Source organism: Denitrovibrio acetiphilus DSM 12809, assembly GCF_000025725.1.
In the GTDB taxonomy this organism is placed as follows: Bacteria; Chrysiogenota; Deferribacteres; order Deferribacterales; family Geovibrionaceae; genus Denitrovibrio; species Denitrovibrio acetiphilus.
On record NC_013943.1, the window covers coordinates 2275330 to 2296434 of the forward strand.

19 protein-coding genes are annotated in these 21105 nt (G+C 41.9%); 5 read left to right on the plus strand and 14 right to left on the minus strand.

Annotation, left to right across the window (positions count from 1 at the left end; all coding sequences use genetic code 11):
• Positions 1–112 precede the first annotated feature (112 nt).
• From DACET_RS10860 to DACET_RS10880, 6 genes are all read right to left on the minus strand, one after another.
• Positions 113–838 (minus strand): amino acid ABC transporter ATP-binding protein, encoded by a 726-nt coding sequence (locus DACET_RS10860; protein ID WP_013011420.1) that lies wholly within the window; start codon positions 836–838, stop codon positions 113–115.
• Between the two features lie 11 nt (positions 839–849).
• Positions 850–1800: an amino acid ABC transporter permease gene (locus DACET_RS10865; protein ID WP_013011421.1), complete on the minus strand. Its 951-nt coding sequence runs from the start codon at positions 1798–1800 to the stop codon at positions 850–852.
• Between the two features lie 17 nt (positions 1801–1817).
• Positions 1818–2630: a transporter substrate-binding domain-containing protein gene (locus DACET_RS10870; protein WP_013011422.1), complete on the minus strand. Its 813-nt coding sequence runs from the start codon at positions 2628–2630 to the stop codon at positions 1818–1820.
• A 15-nt stretch (positions 2631–2645) separates the two neighbouring features.
• On the minus strand, positions 2646–2807 hold the full coding sequence (locus DACET_RS16350) for a hypothetical protein (RefSeq protein ID WP_013011423.1): 162 nt from the start codon (positions 2805–2807) through the stop codon (positions 2646–2648).
• Between the two features lie 212 nt (positions 2808–3019).
• Positions 3020–4021 (minus strand): threonine aldolase family protein, encoded by a 1002-nt coding sequence (locus tag DACET_RS10875; RefSeq protein WP_013011424.1) that lies wholly within the window; start codon positions 4019–4021, stop codon positions 3020–3022.
• 107 nt (positions 4022–4128) lie between these two features.
• Complete coding sequence (locus DACET_RS10880; RefSeq protein ID WP_013011425.1) at positions 4129–5775, minus strand: methyl-accepting chemotaxis protein; 1647 nt, start codon at positions 5773–5775, stop codon at positions 4129–4131.
• Between the two features lie 401 nt (positions 5776–6176).
• Here DACET_RS10880 and DACET_RS10885 point away from each other — a divergent pair, with 401 nt between their 5' ends.
• Entirely contained in the window at positions 6177–7391 is a 1215-nt protein-coding gene (locus DACET_RS10885) for a solute carrier family 23 protein (protein WP_052293556.1), read from the plus strand.
• On the plus strand, positions 7391–8026 hold the full coding sequence (gene upp, locus DACET_RS10890) for a uracil phosphoribosyltransferase (RefSeq protein WP_013011427.1): 636 nt from the start codon (positions 7391–7393) through the stop codon (positions 8024–8026). The genes DACET_RS10885 and upp overlap by 1 nt, the downstream gene beginning before the upstream one ends.
• 89 nt (positions 8027–8115) lie before the next feature.
• Here the strand turns inward: upp and DACET_RS10895 are convergent, their stop codons facing one another.
• Together DACET_RS10895 and DACET_RS10900 are read right to left on the minus strand one after the other, a co-directional pair.
• On the minus strand, positions 8116–9732 hold the full coding sequence (locus tag DACET_RS10895) for a methyl-accepting chemotaxis protein (RefSeq protein WP_013011428.1): 1617 nt from the start codon (positions 9730–9732) through the stop codon (positions 8116–8118).
• A 129-nt stretch (positions 9733–9861) separates the two neighbouring features.
• Positions 9862–10533, minus strand: a complete 672-nt coding sequence (locus tag DACET_RS10900) for a class I SAM-dependent methyltransferase (protein ID WP_013011429.1) — start codon at positions 10531–10533, stop codon at positions 9862–9864.
• 237 nt (positions 10534–10770) lie between these two features.
• Here DACET_RS10900 and DACET_RS10905 point away from each other — a divergent pair, with 237 nt between their 5' ends.
• Positions 10771–11349, plus strand: a complete 579-nt coding sequence (locus DACET_RS10905) for a hypothetical protein (RefSeq protein WP_148214181.1) — start codon at positions 10771–10773, stop codon at positions 11347–11349.
• Positions 11350–11353: 4 nt separating this feature from the next.
• Here the strand turns inward: DACET_RS10905 and DACET_RS10910 are convergent, their stop codons facing one another.
• The 3 genes from DACET_RS10910 to DACET_RS10920 all read right to left on the minus strand — a co-directional run bounded on the left by DACET_RS10910 (position 11354) and on the right by DACET_RS10920 (position 14188).
• Positions 11354–11953 carry a YrbL family protein gene (locus DACET_RS10910; protein ID WP_013011431.1) on the minus strand — a complete coding sequence of 200 codons (600 nt, stop codon included), beginning with the start codon at positions 11951–11953 and terminating at the stop codon, positions 11354–11356.
• 214 nt (positions 11954–12167) lie between these two features.
• Positions 12168–12668 (minus strand): cytochrome c3 family protein, encoded by a 501-nt coding sequence (locus DACET_RS10915; protein ID WP_013011432.1) that lies wholly within the window; start codon positions 12666–12668, stop codon positions 12168–12170.
• 17 nt (positions 12669–12685) lie between these two features.
• On the minus strand, positions 12686–14188 hold the full coding sequence (locus DACET_RS10920; RefSeq protein WP_013011433.1) for an FAD-dependent oxidoreductase: 1503 nt from the start codon (positions 14186–14188) through the stop codon (positions 12686–12688).
• 186 nt (positions 14189–14374) lie between these two features.
• Here DACET_RS10920 and DACET_RS10925 point away from each other — a divergent pair, with 186 nt between their 5' ends.
• Positions 14375–16000: an ATP-binding protein gene (locus DACET_RS10925; protein WP_013011434.1), complete on the plus strand. Its 1626-nt coding sequence runs from the start codon at positions 14375–14377 to the stop codon at positions 15998–16000.
• Complete coding sequence (locus tag DACET_RS10930; RefSeq protein WP_013011435.1) at positions 15991–16686, plus strand: response regulator; 696 nt, start codon at positions 15991–15993, stop codon at positions 16684–16686. The genes DACET_RS10925 and DACET_RS10930 overlap by 10 nt, the downstream gene beginning before the upstream one ends.
• Before the next feature lie 298 nt (positions 16687–16984).
• On the opposite strand, the gene DACET_RS10935 is transcribed toward DACET_RS10930, so the two are convergent.
• The 3 genes from DACET_RS10935 to DACET_RS10945 are packed head-to-tail and all read right to left on the minus strand — an operon-like array spanning position 16985 to position 20996.
• Positions 16985–17617: a TorD/DmsD family molecular chaperone gene (locus DACET_RS10935; RefSeq protein WP_013011436.1), complete on the minus strand. Its 633-nt coding sequence runs from the start codon at positions 17615–17617 to the stop codon at positions 16985–16987.
• 57 nt (positions 17618–17674) lie between these two features.
• Positions 17675–18292 (minus strand): 4Fe-4S dicluster domain-containing protein, encoded by a 618-nt coding sequence (locus DACET_RS10940; RefSeq protein WP_211204079.1) that lies wholly within the window; start codon positions 18290–18292, stop codon positions 17675–17677.
• Positions 18293–18299: 7 nt separating this feature from the next.
• The gene (locus DACET_RS10945; protein ID WP_013011438.1) at positions 18300–20996 is read right to left on the minus strand and encodes a DMSO/selenate family reductase complex A subunit; all 2697 of its coding nucleotides are present in this window, start codon (positions 20994–20996) and stop codon (positions 18300–18302) included.
• Positions 20997–21105: the final 109 nt, after the last annotated feature.

The window sequence follows — 21105 nt, forward strand, 5'->3', positions numbered from 1 at the left end:
TTCTGTACGGCACTGGCTGATAAGCTGATAACTTAGCAGGTACTCACTATCCCACAGAAACAACAGCACATTACATACTTATCCTTAATCTAACGGTATCCCCGTTGCCATTCTAAAGGATCTGACTGAGAAACAACTTCAGACGCTCACTTTTAGGGTTGTGGTAAATCTCTTCCGGAGTATCCTCTTCAATCTTCATTCCTTCATCCATAAAGATTATCCGGTCTGCGACCTCTCTTGCAAAGCCCATCTCATGAGTGACAACAACCATTGTCATCCCATCTTTAGCGAGATCCTTAATAACATCCAGAACCTCCCCTATCATCTCCGGGTCAAGGGCAGATGTGGGCTCGTCAAAGAGCATAACCTTCGGCTTCATGGCAAGTGCTCTGGCGATAGCAACACGCTGCTGCTGCCCACCGGAGAGCTGTCCGGGATAAGAATCGCGTTTGTCGGACAGTCCTACTTTTTCAAGAAGTCCTTCGGCAATGATTTCAGCCTGTGCTTTCTTTATCCCTTTAACGTGTATAGGCGCCATAGTGATGTTCTGAATTACAGTCTTATGAGGAAAGAGGTTAAAAGACTGAAAAACCATCCCCACCTCTTCTCTGATCTTGTTAATATTAGTTTTCGGATTTGTAAGAGCCTCGCCGTCAATGCTTATGTGCCCACCCTGAACCTCTTCAAGCAGGTTAAGCGAACGCAGGATCGTAGACTTACCAGACCCCGAAGGACCGATAATAACGAGCACTTCGCTCTTTGCAACTTCCAGTGAGACACCTTTCAGAGCTTTCACTCCATTTGGATATATTTTTATTACGTCATTAGCTTTTATCATTTCATCCCCCCTTATCTGTCCATTGCCGACATTCTTTTTTCAAGACGCTGCACCAGATACGAGAGTGCAGATGTAAGAACCAGATAAAGAGCCGCAACTGTAAACCACACCTCAAAGGGGCTGAATGTTGAAGCAACAACTTCGCGCCCTGCTTTGGTAAGGTCTGTGATCGATATAACAGAAACAAGTGATGAATCTTTGATAAGAGAGATAAATTGTCCTGCCATAGGTGGCAGGGTTCTGCGGAAGGCCTGCGGAAGGATAACCAGAACCATAGCCTTAGGATAGCTCATACCAAGGCTTCTGGCTGCTTCCATCTGCCCTTTATGCACAGACTGAATCCCGGCACGCACTATCTCTGCGATATATGCCCCCGTAAACACCGACAAAGCGGCAACCCCCGCCGTCATCCGCTCAAGATTAAAAACTGTCCCAATAAAGAAGTAAAATATAAATATCTGCACCAACAGAGGGGTTCCCCTGATGATTTCAATATAAAAGACTGAAAGTTTTTTCAGAAAGGGATTTTTTGATATCCTTGCAAGTCCGGTCATAACACCGATAATGATGGCGAAGAATATAGAATATATGGATATTTCGAGAGTAACAAGAAGGCCCGACAGCAGCGGGCCCATCCTGTAAAATTTATGTTTGGCTATAACGTCGCCTTCAAAAACAGTATCTCCGTCTGAAATAACCAGCCCTTTTCCTGCTTTAACCTCTGCGGGTGTTGCTCTGTCGCCCGGAGGAGTTATTTTAACAGTATTCCCATTAATACTGGCAGTGCCGTCTATGGGTGCTCTGATTTCATCAAAGCCTGAATAGACAACATACTGCGGCAGCCTCTCCCATCTCCAGATATAATCAATGCTCTTGCTGGCACCGTAAATTCCGGCAGCAACAGACGCCAGAAACAGAACCAGAACGATATTCCAGAATAAATTCTTGTTTTTTAAATTCAACGTATTAAACCTCTGATTTACTGCTGTATATCTTTAAGCCATTGGTCAGTGCCAAACCACTTGTCGTAGATTTTCTGATATCTTCCGTCACCTTTCATCTGAACAAGAATGTTGTTAAGGAAGTTCATGAAATCAGGGTCACCTTTTCTGATCGCCCAAGCAAGTGGTTCATACGTGAAAGGCACATTAAGGAAAGCAAGGTTTTTTGAGTTCTGAGCAAAATAGAGTGAGTTGTATGGAAGGTCATAAACGAAAGCATCTGCTTTGCCGTTAACAACTTCCATAGCGCCTTCCTGCTCTGTTTCAAAAAGGTTTATCTTAGCGTTGCCTATATATTTTTTTGTTGCATAGTCCCCTGTGACACCAAGCTTTGTCGCTACAGTGTATTTAGGGTCGTTGAGGTCTTTATAGCTTTTGATCTTGCCTGCGAGCTCTTTTCTGATGAGGATTGTCTGACCGACTACGATGTACGGGTCAGCAAAGTTGACCTGAAGGTTTCTCTGTGGAGTAATGGTCATACCGGACATGATGATGTCATACTTGTCAGTAAGCAGAGAAGAGATGATACCATCCCATGCGGTGTTCACGAGTGTAAGCTTAACACCCATCTCTTTGGCAAGTTCTTTAGCCATATCGACGTCAAAGCCGATGATTTCACCCTTTTTGTTTTTAAGTTCAAATGGCATATAGCCTGCTTCCATACCAACTCTGAGCTCACCTCTTTTGAGTACCTGATTCAGAGTGGACTTTTCCCAAAGGGAATTGTCATTTGCAAAAGCTGTAACACAAGCCATTGCAAAAACGAGTAGAGTAACAACAATTTTTTTCATATTACAAATGCCTCCTTAGCATGATTTGCCTTCTTCAAGAATTTCGTGGATATTCATCTTTACCCTGTGCACCGGGCAGAGAGGAATTTCCTCTTTCGGGATGTAAACGATCTCCGTATGATCGCACTTCGGACACTTCACCTCAACCATAGTGGTTTCTTCTTTTTCTGATGACATAGTGCAGCCCCCTTGAATAATTGCGAAAAGCAGATTTTAAAAAAAAGTAACAAAAAAATAAAGACCTAAGTTAATTTAGACTATATTTTAGCAGAAAACATATAAAATACGTACTAAAAAAATCTTAAAATCAGACAATCACTTAATATGCATTAGCAGCAATTTTGTTCATATTTAACATAGGCTCTATTCATAAAAACAGTCTGTACCCGCTAAACCAAGTTCAAAAGCGAATTAACATCCTGCTCTGTTGTGGCAAACGAACACATAAATCTGCATAATCCTGTCTCTTCGTCCCACACATAAAAGCCAAAGTTTCTTTCAATTTTGCTTATAAGGCTGTCCGGCAAATAAACAAAAACGCCGTTACTGTTAACAGGATAAGCCAGCTTCAGTCCTGCTTTCACAAATCCGGAAGCAAGCTTTGCTGCCATACTGTTTGCTTGTACGGCATTTTCACGCCATATGCCATCACGCAGATACGGGATGAACTGGGCGGACAAATAGCGCATTTTGGAGAAAAGCTGCATCCCCTGCTTGCGGTAATATTTTATATTCTGACCTATTTCAGGGTTCAGCAGTAACACTGCTTCTCCCATAAGCATACCGTTTTTGGTTCCGCCAAATGATACCAGGTCTGCCCCTTTAACAGCTTCCCCCATTGAACAGCCAAGGTGTACTGCAGCATTAGCGAGCCTTGAGCCGTCTATGTGAAGAAGTAAGTTATGTTCGGATGCAAATTTACTAAGAGCTGATACCTCCTGCGGGGAATAGGCAAGCCCTGTCTCCGTTACCTGTGAAATAGAAATAACATACGGCTGAACATGATGCTCGAACCCTTCAGAATGCAGCAGAGGTGTTATATCCTCTGGAGCAAGCTTTCCTAACTCAGTCCTAACACTAATCAGTTTACTGCCGAGAAAACGTTCAGGAGCACCGCACTCATCGACATTAATATGTGCAGATTCAGCACAGATGACTGCCTGAAAAGGAGAGAGCACCGAAGCCAGCGAAATAACATTTGCACCCGTACCGTTCATAACGGGATAAAATTCCGCATCCGCTCCAAACTCCGACCTGATAAGCAGCTTTGCCTCATTTGTCCACTTATCATAACCATACGGCTTTTCAAAACCTGTGTTTGCTTCTTCAAGAACTCTCAGGATCCTGAAATCAACAGGAGCGGTATTGTCACTCATAAATGCTTCATTCATATCGACCTCTAAATTACTTTTGTTAATAAGTATTATAGTATCAACAGACAAATAATTTCAAATTATAAAAAAGAAGGGCAGCGTTTATAAGCTGCCCTGGCAGGTACTTATGTTCTGAATCTGCGCACCAGTGCGGACAGCTCTTCCGTCTGCATCTGTAAATCCCCTATAGTTCTGGAAACTTCCCCGATAGCACCGTTACTCTGCTCAAGTCCGTTGCTCAGGGTCTGCACATTATCATTTATATTATAGATAGCACTGTTCTGTTCGTTAACAGCGCTTTCGATATTCATACTTGAATCAGTAATAAGAGTTACTGCCTCAATGATACTCTCAAACATATCCTCCACATTATTGATACTGACAACACCGTTTTCAACTTTTCCGCTGGCAGCATCCATATTTGCAGACGCAACCCGCGACTCATTCTGAAGATTCAGTATTATAACCTCTATCTCTTTAATCGCATCCTGTGAGCGTTCTGCAAGTTTCCGCACCTCGTCTGCCACCACAGCAAATCCGCGTCCGTGCTCGCCCGCCCGCGCTGCTTCTATGGCTGCATTAAGAGCCAGAAGATTTGTCTGATCTGCAATATCATTTATGACATTCAGAATATTACCAATCTCCAAAGAAGAGTTGGTAAGCTGTTCGATAGTTCTGCTGAGGTCTGAAACCCCTTCTTTTATTGAAGTCATGCAGGACACACTCTCCCCGAGCATAACTTTACCATTATTTATAAACTCATTTGCCTGTCCTGCTCTTTCGGCAACCTGCCGGACGGATATTCCAACTTCTTCCGCAGATGTACTCATTTGTTCAGTAGCCGATGCTATAGTCACAAGCTGACTTGTCTGCTCATTAAAACTCAATGCAAGCTGCTCCGTGGCAGCAGATAGCTCTGTGTTACCGGAAGCAATGCTTTCAGAATTAATCTTTACAGTGCTGATGACGGCATGAAGCTTAGCAATAAAACCATTAAAATAAGTTGCAAGCTTGCCAACTTCATCCTCACTATTAACAGGTAATGTTGCTGTGAGATCACCCTCGCCTTCAGACACGTCTTTAAGCACATCTGACGTACTGGTAAGACTGTTAACAAGGTTAGCTGCAAGCCTGTTACCCACAATAAAACTTATAAACAGTCCAATAAGAATGGTTATTGAGAAGAGAACTGCCGTTGTTTTATAATATTTGTCAGACTCTTTATCGTTAAAATCTGCATTTGCAAGACTCTGTTCAGTCAAAGCATCTATGCTTCCTCTTGCTTTCTCAAAGAGAGCCTCTGTCTTACCAAATGAAAGGGCGGATGCCTCTTTTATAGATTCCGCAGTACCTTCATTAACCAACTCAATAACTCTGTCTGACGATTTCTTCCATGCAGCAAAATCTTTATAAAACTGAGCAATAATAGTTGCATTCTCTTCTTTGACTGAAAGTTTCTCATATTTTCCAAATCTCATAGTTACCTGATCTCTGTTTGTCGAGTAATCATCAAGATATCTTTTAAAATTTTCGCTGCTCTTAGGCGTAACCAACAAAGCTCTCTCAGCTATCAACATTTGATGGTAATCCCTGTCTGCCTCAATGAGATAATCAATCGATGGAAGTTCGACTTTAAAAATCATCTCCAGATTATTATGAATTCCACTCAGCCCGCCAAAACCTATCAACCCGTTCAGGGAGATAATAATGAGAAGTATCCCAAAACTGACATACAATTTTATTCTTACTGATAAATTTCTAATAAATCTCATAGCGCCACCCTATAAAGTATTTATACACGCAGAAGCCTTTCCGCATGCAATATCAACCCGATCTTCAATCTTTATGTCGCATAAGTATAACCTTATATCTCTTCATAATCAATGTAATATTGTTTCTATATCAGTTGTTTATCTTAAAAGGTATAAATAAAATATTTCTCATAATAATTAACATTATAAGATTTTAATAATGATAAACTTAAGTATCATTACCAATATAACTGAGTATTATAACAAAATCATAAACAAATGCTCATAAACAGTTGATATCATTGAATCATTTGCAGGCATATTTTGCCTTTACATAGAACTTAAAAAACATTAAGATTGTTTGTTTTGTGCCGATTTTTCAAAAACCGACAGGAGGACTATAGAAAATGCAGGACAGCTTTATTAAAACTCTTATACTTGGTGTGCAGATGCTCTTTGTAGCATTCGGCGCATTGGTTCTCGTACCTCTGCTTACAGGATTTGACCCTTCCATTGCTCTTTTTACAGCGGGCGCAGGTACTCTGCTCTTTCAGATAATCACAAAGAGGATGGTACCGGTATTTCTCGCAAGTTCATTTGCTTTCATTGCTCCTATTTCTTTTGGAGTGAAGGAATTCGGCATGGGCGCAACGCTGGGCGGTCTTGCCTGTGCTGGACTCGCATATATTGTCTTCTCTATCATGGTTAAAACAGGCGGTGTCGAAGCCATCGAAAAGTATCTGCCGGCGATAGTCACCGGTCCGGTAATTATGGTCATAGGGCTGAACCTTGCACCAACAGCAGTCAACATGGCAAAAAGCTTCGACGGATCCGGTAATTACAATGGTCAGGCAATGCTTATCGCAACTGTCTCACTTCTCACAGCAATACTCACAGTTACATACGGCAAAAAGATTTTCAGCCTTATCCCTATATTGTCAGGGATTGTTGTCGGATACGTATTTTCAATAATACTTGGTGTTGTCAACTATGATGCCATAACAAATGCAGCATGGTTTTCAATACCTTGGGTTGCAGCAATGAAAGCGGGGACATATGCTGTTCCTGTTTTCGACATAGCTGCAATACTCTACATTGTACCTGTTGCAATAGCCCCTGCCATCGAGCACGTGGGTGATGTTCTTGCCATCTCCAGCGCAACAGGCAAAAATTATATCAAAGAACCTGGGCTCCACAGAACACTTCTCGGTGACGGTCTGGCGACATCACTGGCATCTGTTCTCGGCGGACCTCCTAATACAACATACTCAGAGGTTACAGGTGCTGTCGCCCTTACAAAGGCTTTCAACCCTATGTATATGACAATAGCAGCCATAACAGCAATCATTCTCGCTTTCGTAGGTAAACTCGGCGCTGTTCTCAGAACAATCCCCGTTCCTGTTATGGGCGGTATCATGATCCTCCTTTTCGGAATGATTGCATCTATCGGTGTAAGTACACTTGTCCGTGATAAAGTAGACTTTTCCAAATCACGAAACCTTATTATCGCCTCTGTGATCCTCGTGATCGGTATAGGCGACCTCTCATTCACAATGGGCAAGGTTACACTTGGCGGGATCGGTCTTGCAGGTATAATCGGCATAGTCCTGAACCTCATACTTCCTAAGGAGAAATAATGGATTTTAATAACTTCAGCGTAGTAAAGCATCCGCTCATAGAGCACAAACTAACCATCATCCGTGACAAAAATACCTCTAAGAAGGAATTCAAAGAGCTGGTGGACGAAGTCGCAATGCTCATGGCATATGAAATCACAAAAGATTTTCCACTTGAAGAAGTGGAAATTGAGACACCGATGGGCATGACAAAAGCAAAAATGGTTTCAGGCAAAAAAGTTGCACTTGTGCCTATCCTGCGTGCAGGGCTCGGCATGGTTGACGGCTTTCTTCGTCTTATGCCGTCAGCACGTGTGGGACACATAGGTCTTTACAGAGACCATGAGACTCTTCAGCCGGTTTCATATTATTTTAAAGTGCCGCCCAATGCCGAAGACAGAGACTTTATCCTGATAGACCCTATGCTCGCTACAGGAGGCTCTGCCATTGCATCTGCCGACAAACTGAAATCAGAAGGTATCAAAAACATTAAGTTTATGTGTCTGATAGCTGCTCCGGAAGGCGTTAAAGCTTTCTGTGAAGCTCACCCCGACATACATGTTTATGCTGCAGGACTGGACGAAAAACTTAATGAAATGGGTTATATTGTCCCAGGGCTTGGGGACGCAGGAGACAGACTTTTCGGTACTAAATAAGTATCACGACGATGTTTCTGAATAAAAATACACTTTCATAGACAAAATAGTATTCATAGGGGTGGTCACACGACCACCCCTATTTTTTTCTATATTTTAAAACTATCTGAATGGTCCGATAAAGAAGCAGCGTTATCCTGAAGACCTGCAGCCGCTTCTGCAATCTGTACGACAGCGGAAGATGCTTCCTGAATACTGGCAGATATCCCCTGTATTGAATAATCCACCATTTCTATATTCTTCGCTGAATCAGACATACCTTCTGATATTATTCTCTGCTCTGAATTGATCGTCTGCATATTGTCTGAAACCCTCTTGTAGAAGGACTCCAGATTCCGGATAAGACTCATCCCTTCTTCTACTTTCGCAACAGAAACTTCCATAGACTCTTTAGCACTGGCAGTATCATTCATCAGATGAGACACTATGCCTTCCACTTCGCCTGTTGCTTTCTGTGTACGCTCAGCCAGCTTGCGCACTTCGTCTGCAACAACAGCAAATCCGCGTCCTGCATCCCCCGCTCTTGCTGCTTCTATTGCAGCATTCAGAGCCAAAAGATTTGTTTGCTCTGCTATATCATTTATAACATGCAGAATATTCTCAATCTCGCTGGATGAATCCACGAGACGTACCATAACGTCAGCAAGCTGTGCTGTATCAGAGCTTATCTCTTCTGTTTTATTAATAACCTCTTCCAGGTGGTCAAAAGCCTGTCCGGTCTCGTTATTTGTGCTTTCCACAAGCCCAGTCATCCCATCAAGCCTGCCTATAATATCCTGCGACGAATTAGACAGCATCGTCATGGAAGCCGCTATATTGGATATCTCTGCTGACTGCTGACCGAATGTTACAGAAAACTCTTCTGAGGCTGACGAAAGTGTGGAACTGTTTTCAGTTATACTTATAATTGTTTCTTTCTGTGTCTGAACAAGCTTCCTGAGCGAACGGGTAAAGCTGTTAAAGCTGTCTGAAAGCTCGCCAATCTCATTTTCCTCGCTATAATCAACCTGAGTTGTCAAGTCTCCTGAAGCACCTTTCATAAAACTTTGTCTAAATAGGAAAAGCGGAGAGAGAACTGATTTGGTAATAACAAAAGATAAAATCCCTGCAACCAAAAGCGCAAAAGCCCCGAACAATACTGACATCATCATAACTTGCCCCTGCTTATCTGTGAGGTCTTCAAGAGCTTTTTCAAGGTGTTGTTTATGTTTTAAGACTATCTGGTTGATTGAGTTGCCAAGCTTTTCAGCATAGGGGTCAAACTGCCCCATAAATTCATTACCAGCAATGTGACCGGAACTGACGTAAACCTCCGCCATCTGCTTTCCGACACGGTAAAAATCATCTATTTCTCTTTTAATACCTGCGAGAGTACCTTTCATACCAGGCATTGAGGCGTTTTTTGAAAGCTTTGCGATAAGCTCGCCTGAGTGTTCGTAATAAGTTCTCGCCTCATCAAATCCGTCATCATACCCCTCTGCCCCTCTGGTGGCAGATACATCTGTGAGCCACTGCTGTATCTGGACAACATCAAGATTTAACTCCATCAGGAGAAGGGTCTGATCCACCGTCTCTATTTTCAGTAATTTAAGCTGCTGAAGTGATCTGTTTGTAGTAAAAATATTATATATGCTAAGCAGCATTATTAACACAGACAGCCCGACGAAACCGCCTATGATGCGGGTACGTATTTTAACTCTGAACATTGGAAATCTCCTCCTTAAAAACAAGCGCAGAAAAATTAATAAATATGTTTTGGTTATGGTTTTCGCGCATGATATAAAATAAATAATTGAATTATCTAAGATATAATAAGGAGTTGGTTCAGTTTTTCATCATCTTTTTTGAGCTGTTACAACAAGTGTATAGCTATCCTCTGAGGCAAATGCGGCACTGTCAAATCCACCGAATATACGTATATTACTAAAATTATTATTTGACAATAATTTACATACAGAAACGCTACTTAAAGGATACAGCAAAACTGATGATTCCGTAGATTCGTTTCCTCTCTGTAACTTTCCTGAAAACCTAATACTGTCAGCTAAATAATCATATGTTCTCAAAAACTGAAAGTCGCCTGTCTGAATGACTGGAAGTTCAGCCGGCTGTTCCCGCATTATCCTGTCATAATTAAGAATCTGCAATACAAGTCCCCCCCCAGGCTTTGTTACTCTGGCGAACTCCTTTATTACCACTGAAGGTTCTTTTGAGTGAACCAGTGTGTTCCCCGTGCATATCACACCGGAAAAATCGCCATCCGCAAACGGCAACCTGTGCATATCCCCCAAAAGAGTCCTGTCCGGAAATCCAACAAGTTCCGGAACATACTCCACCCCCCATGCATCTTTCCCTTCCGAACACAACCGCCTCAGAAGGTCACCTTTTGCACAGCCAACATCAAGTACCCGATCTCCACTTATATTATCTAAAGTAAATTTCAGCATATTTTCGCTGACCGGAAATATCTCTCTATAATTTTCAGAAAGCATTCTGTAAAATTCCATATATCACCTCTTTGCATATAAAATATCACACACAACTTATGATGTTTTGATTTTGGTCAATAATCCCAAATAACATTGTAATTTTGACTCTCGCCTGACTTTTTTAAAGCTGGATTAACTCATTTTACAAATGATTTATATTTATCCATTTTTTAAATACATACTATTACATTTCTCATTGAGAATTTTTCGATGCATTATTATTTTAACAATATAACTATTTTTACAGGTGCAGGCATGAGCGTATCAACCGAAATCAAATGCTTCCCTGGCGTTATCAGCAGCATAAGGGAAGTGCGTAATTTGACTGAATTGATAGAGTATATACTTCCATACAGTATTGCTAAAATCTATCTCACAGCAAACAGGAGATGGTCTTTTCTGGAGAAAAACAGGCGAAACAAAGCCCTTGCACTGCTCATAAACAGAATAATAAGACGCTTTGCATTTAACATATGGGATGTCCGTGCAGCCGGAGGCGGTTTTATTGAGGATTTTCACACCATGCCGATCATAGGCATCATAAACATACTCGCCACTGAATATGCAAAACAGGAAAACATGATCACCGAATCAGCCGGTCTTAATCTGGCTACTTTTAAGCTGTGCGGTAACGGGTATATCTCTGCTGATCTGAAATCATCAATCGATAAACTCTACATGCTGAAAATGCTTAAAGAGCATAACAGCAGACAGCCAAAGCCAGAGATCAGAACCAAACCATACCTTTATGAAGAAGCAGTGAACTCTCTTTATGAACTTGAGGAAAGCCTAATCAGAAGTCATAATAAAATAAGCAGGGTACAGAATACCTAGAAAATTACCTAATACTTTCGTAGTCCTTCCAAAGTTTTCTGATCTGCTCTCTAATGCGTATTCTATTTATAAGCCACACATGATTATGAATCCACTCTTTAAGCCCGAGTCTCCTCGCGCCAAGCCCGTCAATTATAACCAGCCTGAAGTTCTCTTCGTCAATTCTCATAAGGAGTATGTTGTTTGTTGTTGCATCAGCAAAAAGTATTTTGTTACCTGAAAGATACTGTGTGAGCTCATCCAGAAGTTCTTGCTCTTTATCTTTAGAGAGCAGCTTTTTCCGCACAGCTTCCCTGAACGTCAGAACTTCTGAACCATCGTAATTCTGAACTCTGTCAACAACCAGCCCAAGACCTTTCGAAGTTTCCACCCAGCCATAACATCTTGTTATAAAAGAATAGTCCACAACTCTATTCTTTATCGAATTAAAATACCGGTAGTCTATAATATTGTCGTTACGACGGTTTTGTTCCTTCTTTTCGAATCTGTAAATACCATGATTTGCTCTGGTCACCTTAATAACTTTCGTGTTGTCTTCCGGATGAATATAGCATTCACGCTGCCCGCCAGATGAAAGATATAAAGAATTATCAAGACTTAACACATCTGCACTTCCCAATTAAAATTACAGAAAATATACTATGAAAAACATTAATAATGCGACTTTTCTCACGGGCGTATAATACAGGCAATTAAGTTTTTTTTGCAACCGGCAATGAGTATTAAAACAAAATAACTTATTAAAAATAATGCTTTACAGAAGAAAAAGCTGCCCCGTGGGGGCGGGACAGCTCACTTGTTAGAAGGAAGTCCGCTTATCAGGGGACTTCAGGAATCCAGCCTTCACCGTGACAATCTGCACAAAAACTAACGGAAGGCTTGTGCATTTTATGACACATATTGCACTCCATCTCGCCGAGGTGAGAATCATGCGGGTTATAAGCTTTAAGATATGCACTCTGCTCCACAATATCCTCAAGGTCGTGACATTCGCCAAGACATGATTTTGCAGAACCAAATTTCTCCCTCTCTTTGAAAGGAAACTCATAATCACCAGTCACAAAAACAAATGCTTCCCGCATAGCTTCTGTCACCGTTGCTTTGTGGCAGTCTTTGCATACAAGGTCTGCCTCTTTGTGTGTGTTTGCAAGTTCGCCTTCATGGTTGTATGTTTCAACATATTTATCCATAACATGGCACATACCGCATACTTCCGGATGATGGCTAACTTTCTGGTATATCGGGTCAGCCAGCACTACCCCTACGATGAGGAGCAGCACCAGTATCCCGAAAATTATTGCTAATTTCTTTTTTTTCATAAACATACTCAACGACTTTACGCCTGTTCCTTTGCAGCATTCTGAGCAGCAATACGCCCGAAGGTCACACAGTCACCGACAGCATTACCACCGAGTCTGTTTGTTCCGTGTATACCGCCTGTACATTCGCCGGCAGCATACATACCTTTAATAACATTGCCGTCAAGGTCAATAACCTGACCTTTAGTATTGATTCTGACCCCGCCCATTGTATGGTGTATCGCAGGTTTAACTCTGATTACATAAAACGGCCCTGTAAGGAGTGGTCTCTCAAGGTTTTTTCTGGCATACACAGGATCTTTCCCAGCTTTAACATATCCGTTATACTCCTTGAGAGTAGCTGCGAGAACCACAGGGTCGAGACCTGCTTTTTCAGCAACTTCTTTGAGAGTCTCGCCTTCAAAGACCAAACCTGACTTCTTATAAGCCTCGACTTTAGGGTGATATGTTTCTTTACTGCCTATGAGATACGCATATTTACCAGGCTGGGCAAGAATGGCTGCGGAAACTACATCTCTCCTGTCAAGATCCTGAACAAAACGTTCTCCATTTGTATTAACAAGTATGAATCCCTCACCTCTGAGCCCCTCAGTGATAAGAATATTATTTTTGCCGGGTGTATTAGAGAAAGTCGGATGGATCTGGATATAATTTATACCTGAGGTATCAACGCCATTTTCCATAGCAGAGATCATTACCTCGCCTGTGGAAGCATCTTTAAAGTTAGTTGTTTCATAGCCCACAAGAGAGGGATCATATCTTTTAACAAGCTCAGCATTAGCGCCAAAACCACCGGCAGCAATGATCACAGCTTTCTTAGCTTTTAACCTCTTTGTCCCTTCGCCGTCTTCGACAACAACGCCGTCCAGAGTTCTCATCCCGGTTTTTTCATCCTGACTGACAACAAAGTCTATTACTTTAGTTTTCTTTCTGAATTCAACATCCAGTGCTTTTGCACGGCTGTAGAGAAGTTTCACAAGCCCTCCGCCATATTCATCAGAAGGGGCGTGTGCTCTCTTCCTGCTTGCACCGCCAAGCATAGTGATTTTTGAAAAAGGAGCACCTAGACCTTTCAGCCACTCTACACTCTCAGTCACTTTATCCGTAAGTTCTCTGACCAGAACAGGATCATTTTTATAGTCACCGCCCTTCAGTGTATCCTGATAGTGCAGCTCGTGAGTGTCATTGGTAATACCGAACTTTTCTCTCTGAATTGATGTTTCAGCAGCGTTCAGCCATGCAGTAGAAAGAACTGAGTTCCCACCAATGAGTGATCTTTTTTCCAGAACAACCGGGTTGCCGCCATTCTCTTTTGAAAATATAGCGGCTGTCAGACCTGCAAAACCTGATCCTATAATAATTGTATCAAGCTCTTCGTCCCATTTCTCTTTTTTGGAACCTCCAAACAATCCGGCATTTGCCTTGGGTGCAATTGATGCCGCAGTAAGACCTGCCACACCAGCGGCCATACCTTTAAGAAACTGTTTTCTTGTAATACCTTTTTCAGATTTATTGCTCATTGTAACCTCCTAACTTTACAAACTTCGCTAGGATTAAAATACGAAATAAGTATTTATCTGTAAACTATACGTAATTAAAGATTTTTAAGTAGTTTACGTATATTTTGTTCATATTGTTCATACAAAAAAGATAAAAAAACAGTTATTCTGATTAATAAGACATAGAATCAATTATTTGGTGTAATTATGATCATATTAGCTCTTGCGGAAAGGATATCATCCAAGTCATTAAAAACACAGATGTTTATCATGATAAGCTTTATTGTGCTTTTTCAGGTACTTTTAAGCGGCATAATACACTATATCCAGATGTCCGCTTATATAGAATCTTGGACAGGAAAGAGAGCAATGGACATTGCTTCCACTTTTGCAGAGGATGAAACTGTACGGAATAATATCGAAAACATGGACAGTTACGGTCTTATACGCGAAAAAGCAAAGAAAGTGAGAGAAACTGTAGGTGCAAGATATATTGTAGTAGCCAACAAAAACAAAATCAGGCTCTCTCACCCCAAACCGGAAAGAATAGGTGGTAAATTCGCAGGGGGGGACAGTGATAGGGCTCTCAAAGGTGAAACATATTTCTCTATGGGAACAGGCACCCTTGGACCTGCTCTAAGGGGGTTTGCTCCTGTGAAAAATGATCAGGGGCATGTCATAGGCTTTGTTGCTGCGGGAGTTCTTCTGAAAGATGTCAAACACGACATTAACAATAATATATTCAGTCCGCTGGTCTATGTTCTGCTTATGACCCTCACTGCCATATGTGCTACTCTATTTATTACCGAATACCTAAGACGTCAGACGCTCGGACTTGACCCTGCCGACATTACGTCACTCTATATACAAAAAGAAGGTATTATACATTTCGTTCGTGAGGGCATAATAGCCGCTGACAATAACGGTCATATCATGACAATAAATCCTTCTGCGATGGAGTATCTTAATATAAGCACCCCTGAGGAAATCATCGGAAAAGATATAACGGCTCTCCCCTTCTTTGATACTATGGAGAGTGTGTTGTCCCTGGGTATTCAGGAGCTGGACATGGAGCTGGTAGTAAGAGGACATATTATGATATTCAACTTTATCCCTGTCTTTTATGAAGGTCAGATAAATGGGGTTGTGGCAAGCTTCAGACGTAAGGATGAGACAGACTTTCTTTATAACAGGCTTTGTCAGGAGCAGGAATATTCAGAGATGCTCCGTTCTCAGGCACACGAATTTTCAAATATTATGCACACAATCGGGGGACTGCTTCAGGTCGGAGAGGTTGACGAAGCTCTGAGTATGATCCTTCAGGAATCAACTGACTACGACCATCTGGTTAAATTCCTGAAACATTCCATAAAAGAGAAACGACTTAATGCGCTCTTGCTGGGTAAGTATAATAAATCTAAAGAACTGAAAATATCTCTGGAGATAGACGTGTCAAGCAGTTTGAAAGAACTTCCGGCAACCCTCAGCAGAAAAAGCCTGCTCTCAATTGCAGGCAACCTCATTAACAACAGTTTTGATGCACTGAAAGACAGACATGAAACGGAAAAGAAAATAGTATTTTTCATTACTGATATGGGATCAGACTTAATGATAGAAGTTGAAGACAACGGAAGCGGAGTCCCTGAAAAATTATATGACACAGTATTCGAAAAGGGTTTCAGCCTGAACAAAGGGGTAAAACGGGGGCTGGGACTTTTTTTAGTAAAACAGGCTGTGCAGGAAGCAGGCGGGGAAGTCTTCTGCGGTAAATCAGAACTCGGAGGGGCACTTTTTACAGTTATAGTCCCTAAGGAGAAAAATATATGCGACTGATACAGGTTTTAATAATTGAAGACAATGAAAGAATTCTGAAGCTCCATAGATTGTTTCTTGAGAAGGTTGACGGTTTTGAGCTGGTAGGTATAGCAAAATCTCTCAAAGAAGCAGAAGAGACAATAGCTGTACTTCAGCCGGATCTGATACTTCTGGATCTCTTCTTTCCTGACGGTCACGGCATGAGCTTTCTGAAGCATATGAGAATGCAGGATATTAATTTCGATGTAATTCTCATTACTGCTGACAAAGATGTCAACTCTCTGCAGGATGCGCTTCGTAACGGTGCGTTTGACTATATTGTCAAACCTGTTGTCTTTGACCGTTTCAAAGAATCTCTTGAGAAATACAAAACCTTTAAAACAGGGATCTCGGCAAAACAAACTATAGAACAGAAGGATGCCGACTCAATATTTATGTCTGCACAACAAGTTGAATATACTGATGACGATGTCCCCAAGGGGATAGACCCTCTAACCCTGAAAAAAGTAAAAGACACCTTAGTGGAGTACGGAGAACGGGGAATATGTGCACAGGAAACAGGTAAGCTCATAGGAGCCAGCAGAATCACCGCAAGGCGATACCTCGAATACCTCGTCAGCGGGGGCTTCATATCAGCCGATATCACATACGGCTCTGTCGGACGCCCAGAGAGGAAATATTTCTATAAACCTGAAAAGAACTAGATCGAACATAAATTCCCACGTGGAAACCCGGGGCTCTACGCTTCGCTCATGCTTGACACATGAAGTTACAACTTCGTTGTCAAAACTAGAGCATATGCAAAATACGTCACTGCGAAGCCCGCAGGACTGTGGCAGTCTCTGGACTCGTTAGTTAATCCTGAGATTGCTTCGTCATTACATTCCTCGCAATGACTTATAAGCTCTAAAGCTGTGATTAGCTCATTCGTACACGCATAAATGCGTGGTGTTCTGCCTTCGAGCGCATAAAAAAAAGGGCGGAAACTCCGCCCCGACATTTTTATTTTTGAAGAAGCCTCACAGTCTCTTTAAAGGAACCGCGAAGCATATACGCTATGCCTTTATAAAAATCAGTCAGCGAATTCGCAAGCATAAGATCAGTAAACTCATCTACCCATGTCATCGGGTGTTCTTTAATAAAATCTATAATCTCTGCTTTTATATCTTCGCTATCCTCAGCAGATGCAGCACCGGCACAGAGATAATTCAGATAAGCACATTCGTAGGCAATATGGTCATCCGGTTCTTTATTAAGATTGTTAATCTCAATCCCGAATTTTTTATAACGTTTCCGCACTTCAAGTGTAGCAGCACCAAATATTGTCTTATCCTGTTCTTTATAAACGGATTCCCATGGCGGTGCAAATAGATGCCCCGGCCCTATGAACAACTTGTTAAAGTTATCAAGCAATGCAGGAAAAGCCTCATCATCATACTTTTTCATATACTCTATGAGGATTTTCAATCCCTTAACAGAGTCATCATCAGAAAACGGCCATTCTTCGAACAGCTCAAGGTTTCCTTTGACTGACTGCATGTATTCTTTGTCTGGAGCATCAAGCAGCACTTTGTTAAAAAAACTGAACGCTGCCATCATCTCAAGATATATCTCACTGTCAACTACCTTGTTCATACTATTTCCTTATATAGCAGGCAGGGGGGGTACCCCTGCCTAACTGTTAACTGATTATTAAAATACTTCTTCTTTATTAACTATAGTTGTGCCTGATGAAGCATCTTTATGAGGTTCATAAACAACGTTAGGATCTGTTGTATTTATGAAACTTGCAATTGTGTTCAGTGAACCGTATTTTTCCTTAAGCTCTTCCATTTCTCCGAAATCAAGAGCTCTGGAAGGGCATGCTTTTACACATGCAGGATTAGGTACACCATCGACACCTGTTTCATCTGAACACATGATGCATTTTTTCATATGTCCTGCTTCATAGTCGTATACAGGTGCAGTATAAGGGCAAACCTGCTGGCAGCCGAAGCATGAGATACATTTTTCAGCATCATATACAACGATACCATCTGATTCGCGTTTAGTATACGCATTTGCAGGACATATGTTCAGACATGCTGGATCATCACATTGGTTACACGCCATAGAAACGTAAAATGCATATACACTCTGGCTGTATGCATTAGCGTCTTCTTTATTCCATGTACCGCCTGAAAATTCATATACTTTTCTGTACTTTTCACCTGAATTCAGATTTTGTCTGTCTTTGCAGGCTACAAAACAAGCCTTGCAACCTGTGCAATGTTTAGTATCTATATAAAATCCGTACTGTTTGCTCATCATATCCTCCTTATCCGACTTTTTCTATGCTGGCAAGAACACTGTGCTGACAGTTACCTTTTGAAATAGGTCCCGGTCTCAGACTTGTCAGAACGTTCATACATCCGCCATGGTCAACAACGCTTGTGTTTCCTATTTCTGCTTCAGAAAGAGTCCCCACGTGCTCAATATCACTGTTATACCATTTGCCGCCAGGGTTATACCATGCCCCCTGAGGAAGACCGATAACACCGGGCATTACCCTTGATGTAACTTTAGCAACGATTCTTACTCTACCTCTGTCATTGTAGATATCCACTATATCGCCATGGGATATCCCGAGGTTCTGAGCATCTTCAGTGTTGATCCATGCAGCCTGCTGGCTAGCCTCTCTGTTCCACTCAGTGTTATAATATGTTGAGTGTGTTCTTTGTTTATGGTGGAAGCCAACAACCTGAAACGGATATGTGCTGATAGTAGGATCCTCATAGCCGTCCCAAGCAGCATAGTATTCCGGCAGAGCTGTGATCTTATCCTTGCCGTCCTGATACTCAGCAGGGAAGCTCCACTGATGGCTGAGGTTGTAAAGTCTTTTTGAGAATATTTCAAATTTACCAGAAGGAGTAGATACTCTGTTAGATGAAGGATCTGAAACAAAGTCTTCAAAAGCTACAGACGGTACTGCTGTGGTGCTGTAATGTTTGATGAGACCTTTTTCATGACATTTGGCAAATGTATCCTGTCCTTTTTCAGCTGTAAATACACCCTGATCACCATATGTCGCTATAGATTGATCAAACAGGTACTCAAGCCATTCTTCCTGTGTTCTTCCTTCAGTAAATTCACCTTCGATACCAAGTTTAGCAGCGATGAGTGACATCATTTCGTAGATTGTTTTACACTCAAACATTGGCTCAATTGCTTTGTTCTGAAATTTAATATCACAAGTGTTACCACCGCTGTTTGTTGATATATCATTCTGTTCAAAGTTAGTACAGTCAGGCAGAATGTAATCAGAAATCATCGCAGAAGGGGTAAAATAGTTATCAATTGTCACTATGCACTCAACAAGACTTTCATCTTTGTACATCTCCATAGTGTTGTTTATATCGCCGTGCTGGTTGAGCATACAGTTACCTGCATAGTTCCAGATGAATTTTATCGGTTGTGGAAGAGCGTCGTCAGGTGTAGGAAGGCCTCTTACGCCCCATGTCTTCCCTGTCATTACTGTATTGTCTTTTATAGCCTGTGGCCATGCGTAGTTTGATATAGTCTGAGGCACTGGATTTGCAGGAAAAGTGCTTACCCATTTGTTCATGCGGATACTTACAGAGGCTGCGCCTTCTCTGGCTGCTGTACCGCCGCCTGTAATACCGATGTTTTTAGTAAGAATAGTTATAAGACCGATAGCTCTGCAGTTATTACCGCCAAGTGAGTTTCTCTGTGGCCCCCACCCCTGAATAACCATTGCCGGAGACTGATTTAAAAGTTGTTTTGCAAAATCCTGAATAGTTTTTTCAGGGATACCAGTAATGTTAGAAGCCCATGCGGTGTCTTTGACAACGCCGTCTGCGCCAAGCCCCAGTAAGTATGATTTATATGAACTTTCAGGAGCAACAGGAGGTTCAGTAGTGTCTGTGTCACCCCATGCTTTATCATATGCAGGTGCATATCCTGATTCTTCGCCTTCAAATACTTCTTTAACATTAGCAAAAGATGCTTCACTCCAGCCTACGCTGCGTTCATCAATCCAGTCTTCATCAAGAAGGTTCTCAGAAAGAAGATAGTGTGTCATACCTGCAACAAGCGCAGCATCTGTCCCAGGGCGGATTGAAATCCAGTCTGCTTCAAGGGCAAGAGCTGTATCTGTGTAGAACGGGTCAACAACTATAAATTTAAGATTAGGGTTAGCTTCTTTCGCTTTCTGGAGGTGATATGTCCAGTGTCTTCCAGAACCCATACGAGTATTTGCAGGGTTATTACCCCACAGAACAACAAGATTACTGTTCACTGCGTCTGTAATAGTATTGTTACTAAAGCTTGAGCCTTCAAGGAGGCAGAGACTTGCAGTAATCTGGGATGTAGAGTAATCTGAATAGTGGTTCAGCCACCCGCCCCAAAGGTTGTGCAGTCTTGCCATAGGTGTTGATGCCGGCGGCCATGAGCAGGCGATGGAAGCATCAATTGTCCCTGTAGCATATTGGATATAAAACGAATCGGGCCCGTAGTTAGATTTTACAGACTGCATTTTAGCAGAAATCTCATTAATAGCTTCTTCCCATGTAATGCGCTCATACTGACCGGCACCTCTTGGGCTTCCGGCAACTCTTCTCATAGGGTATTTCAGTCTGTCGGTATTGTAGATTCTCTGGCGCACAGAACGTCCTCTGACGCAGGAGCGCATCTGATAGTTAGCGCCATAGCTGCCATAAACATCTTCGGTTTCGTTATCAGTGCTGACACGGACAACCACACCATCCTTAACATAAAGTTTCAGAGGGCAGTTACTACCGCAGTTAACGTTACATGCAGACCATACTGCTTTATCATAATCAAATTCTTTTGGTTCAATAACAGAGTCTGAGCCTCCGCTACCACTGCTGTCGGAGCCGTCAAGAGAGCCGCAACCGACTGTGGCAGCAGCACCCAGAAGGGCACTCCATTTCATAAATGTTCTTCTGGATACGTCCAGTGCTTTGCTTAAACGTTCGTTTCCTGATACTGACATCCTAGCCTCCTTGGTTTCCTAACAATTCTCTGTGACCGTATGAGAAAATAACGCTTATGCAGCATATATTTCCTACATACGGTGCTGACAACTTCGTCTGAAATACAGA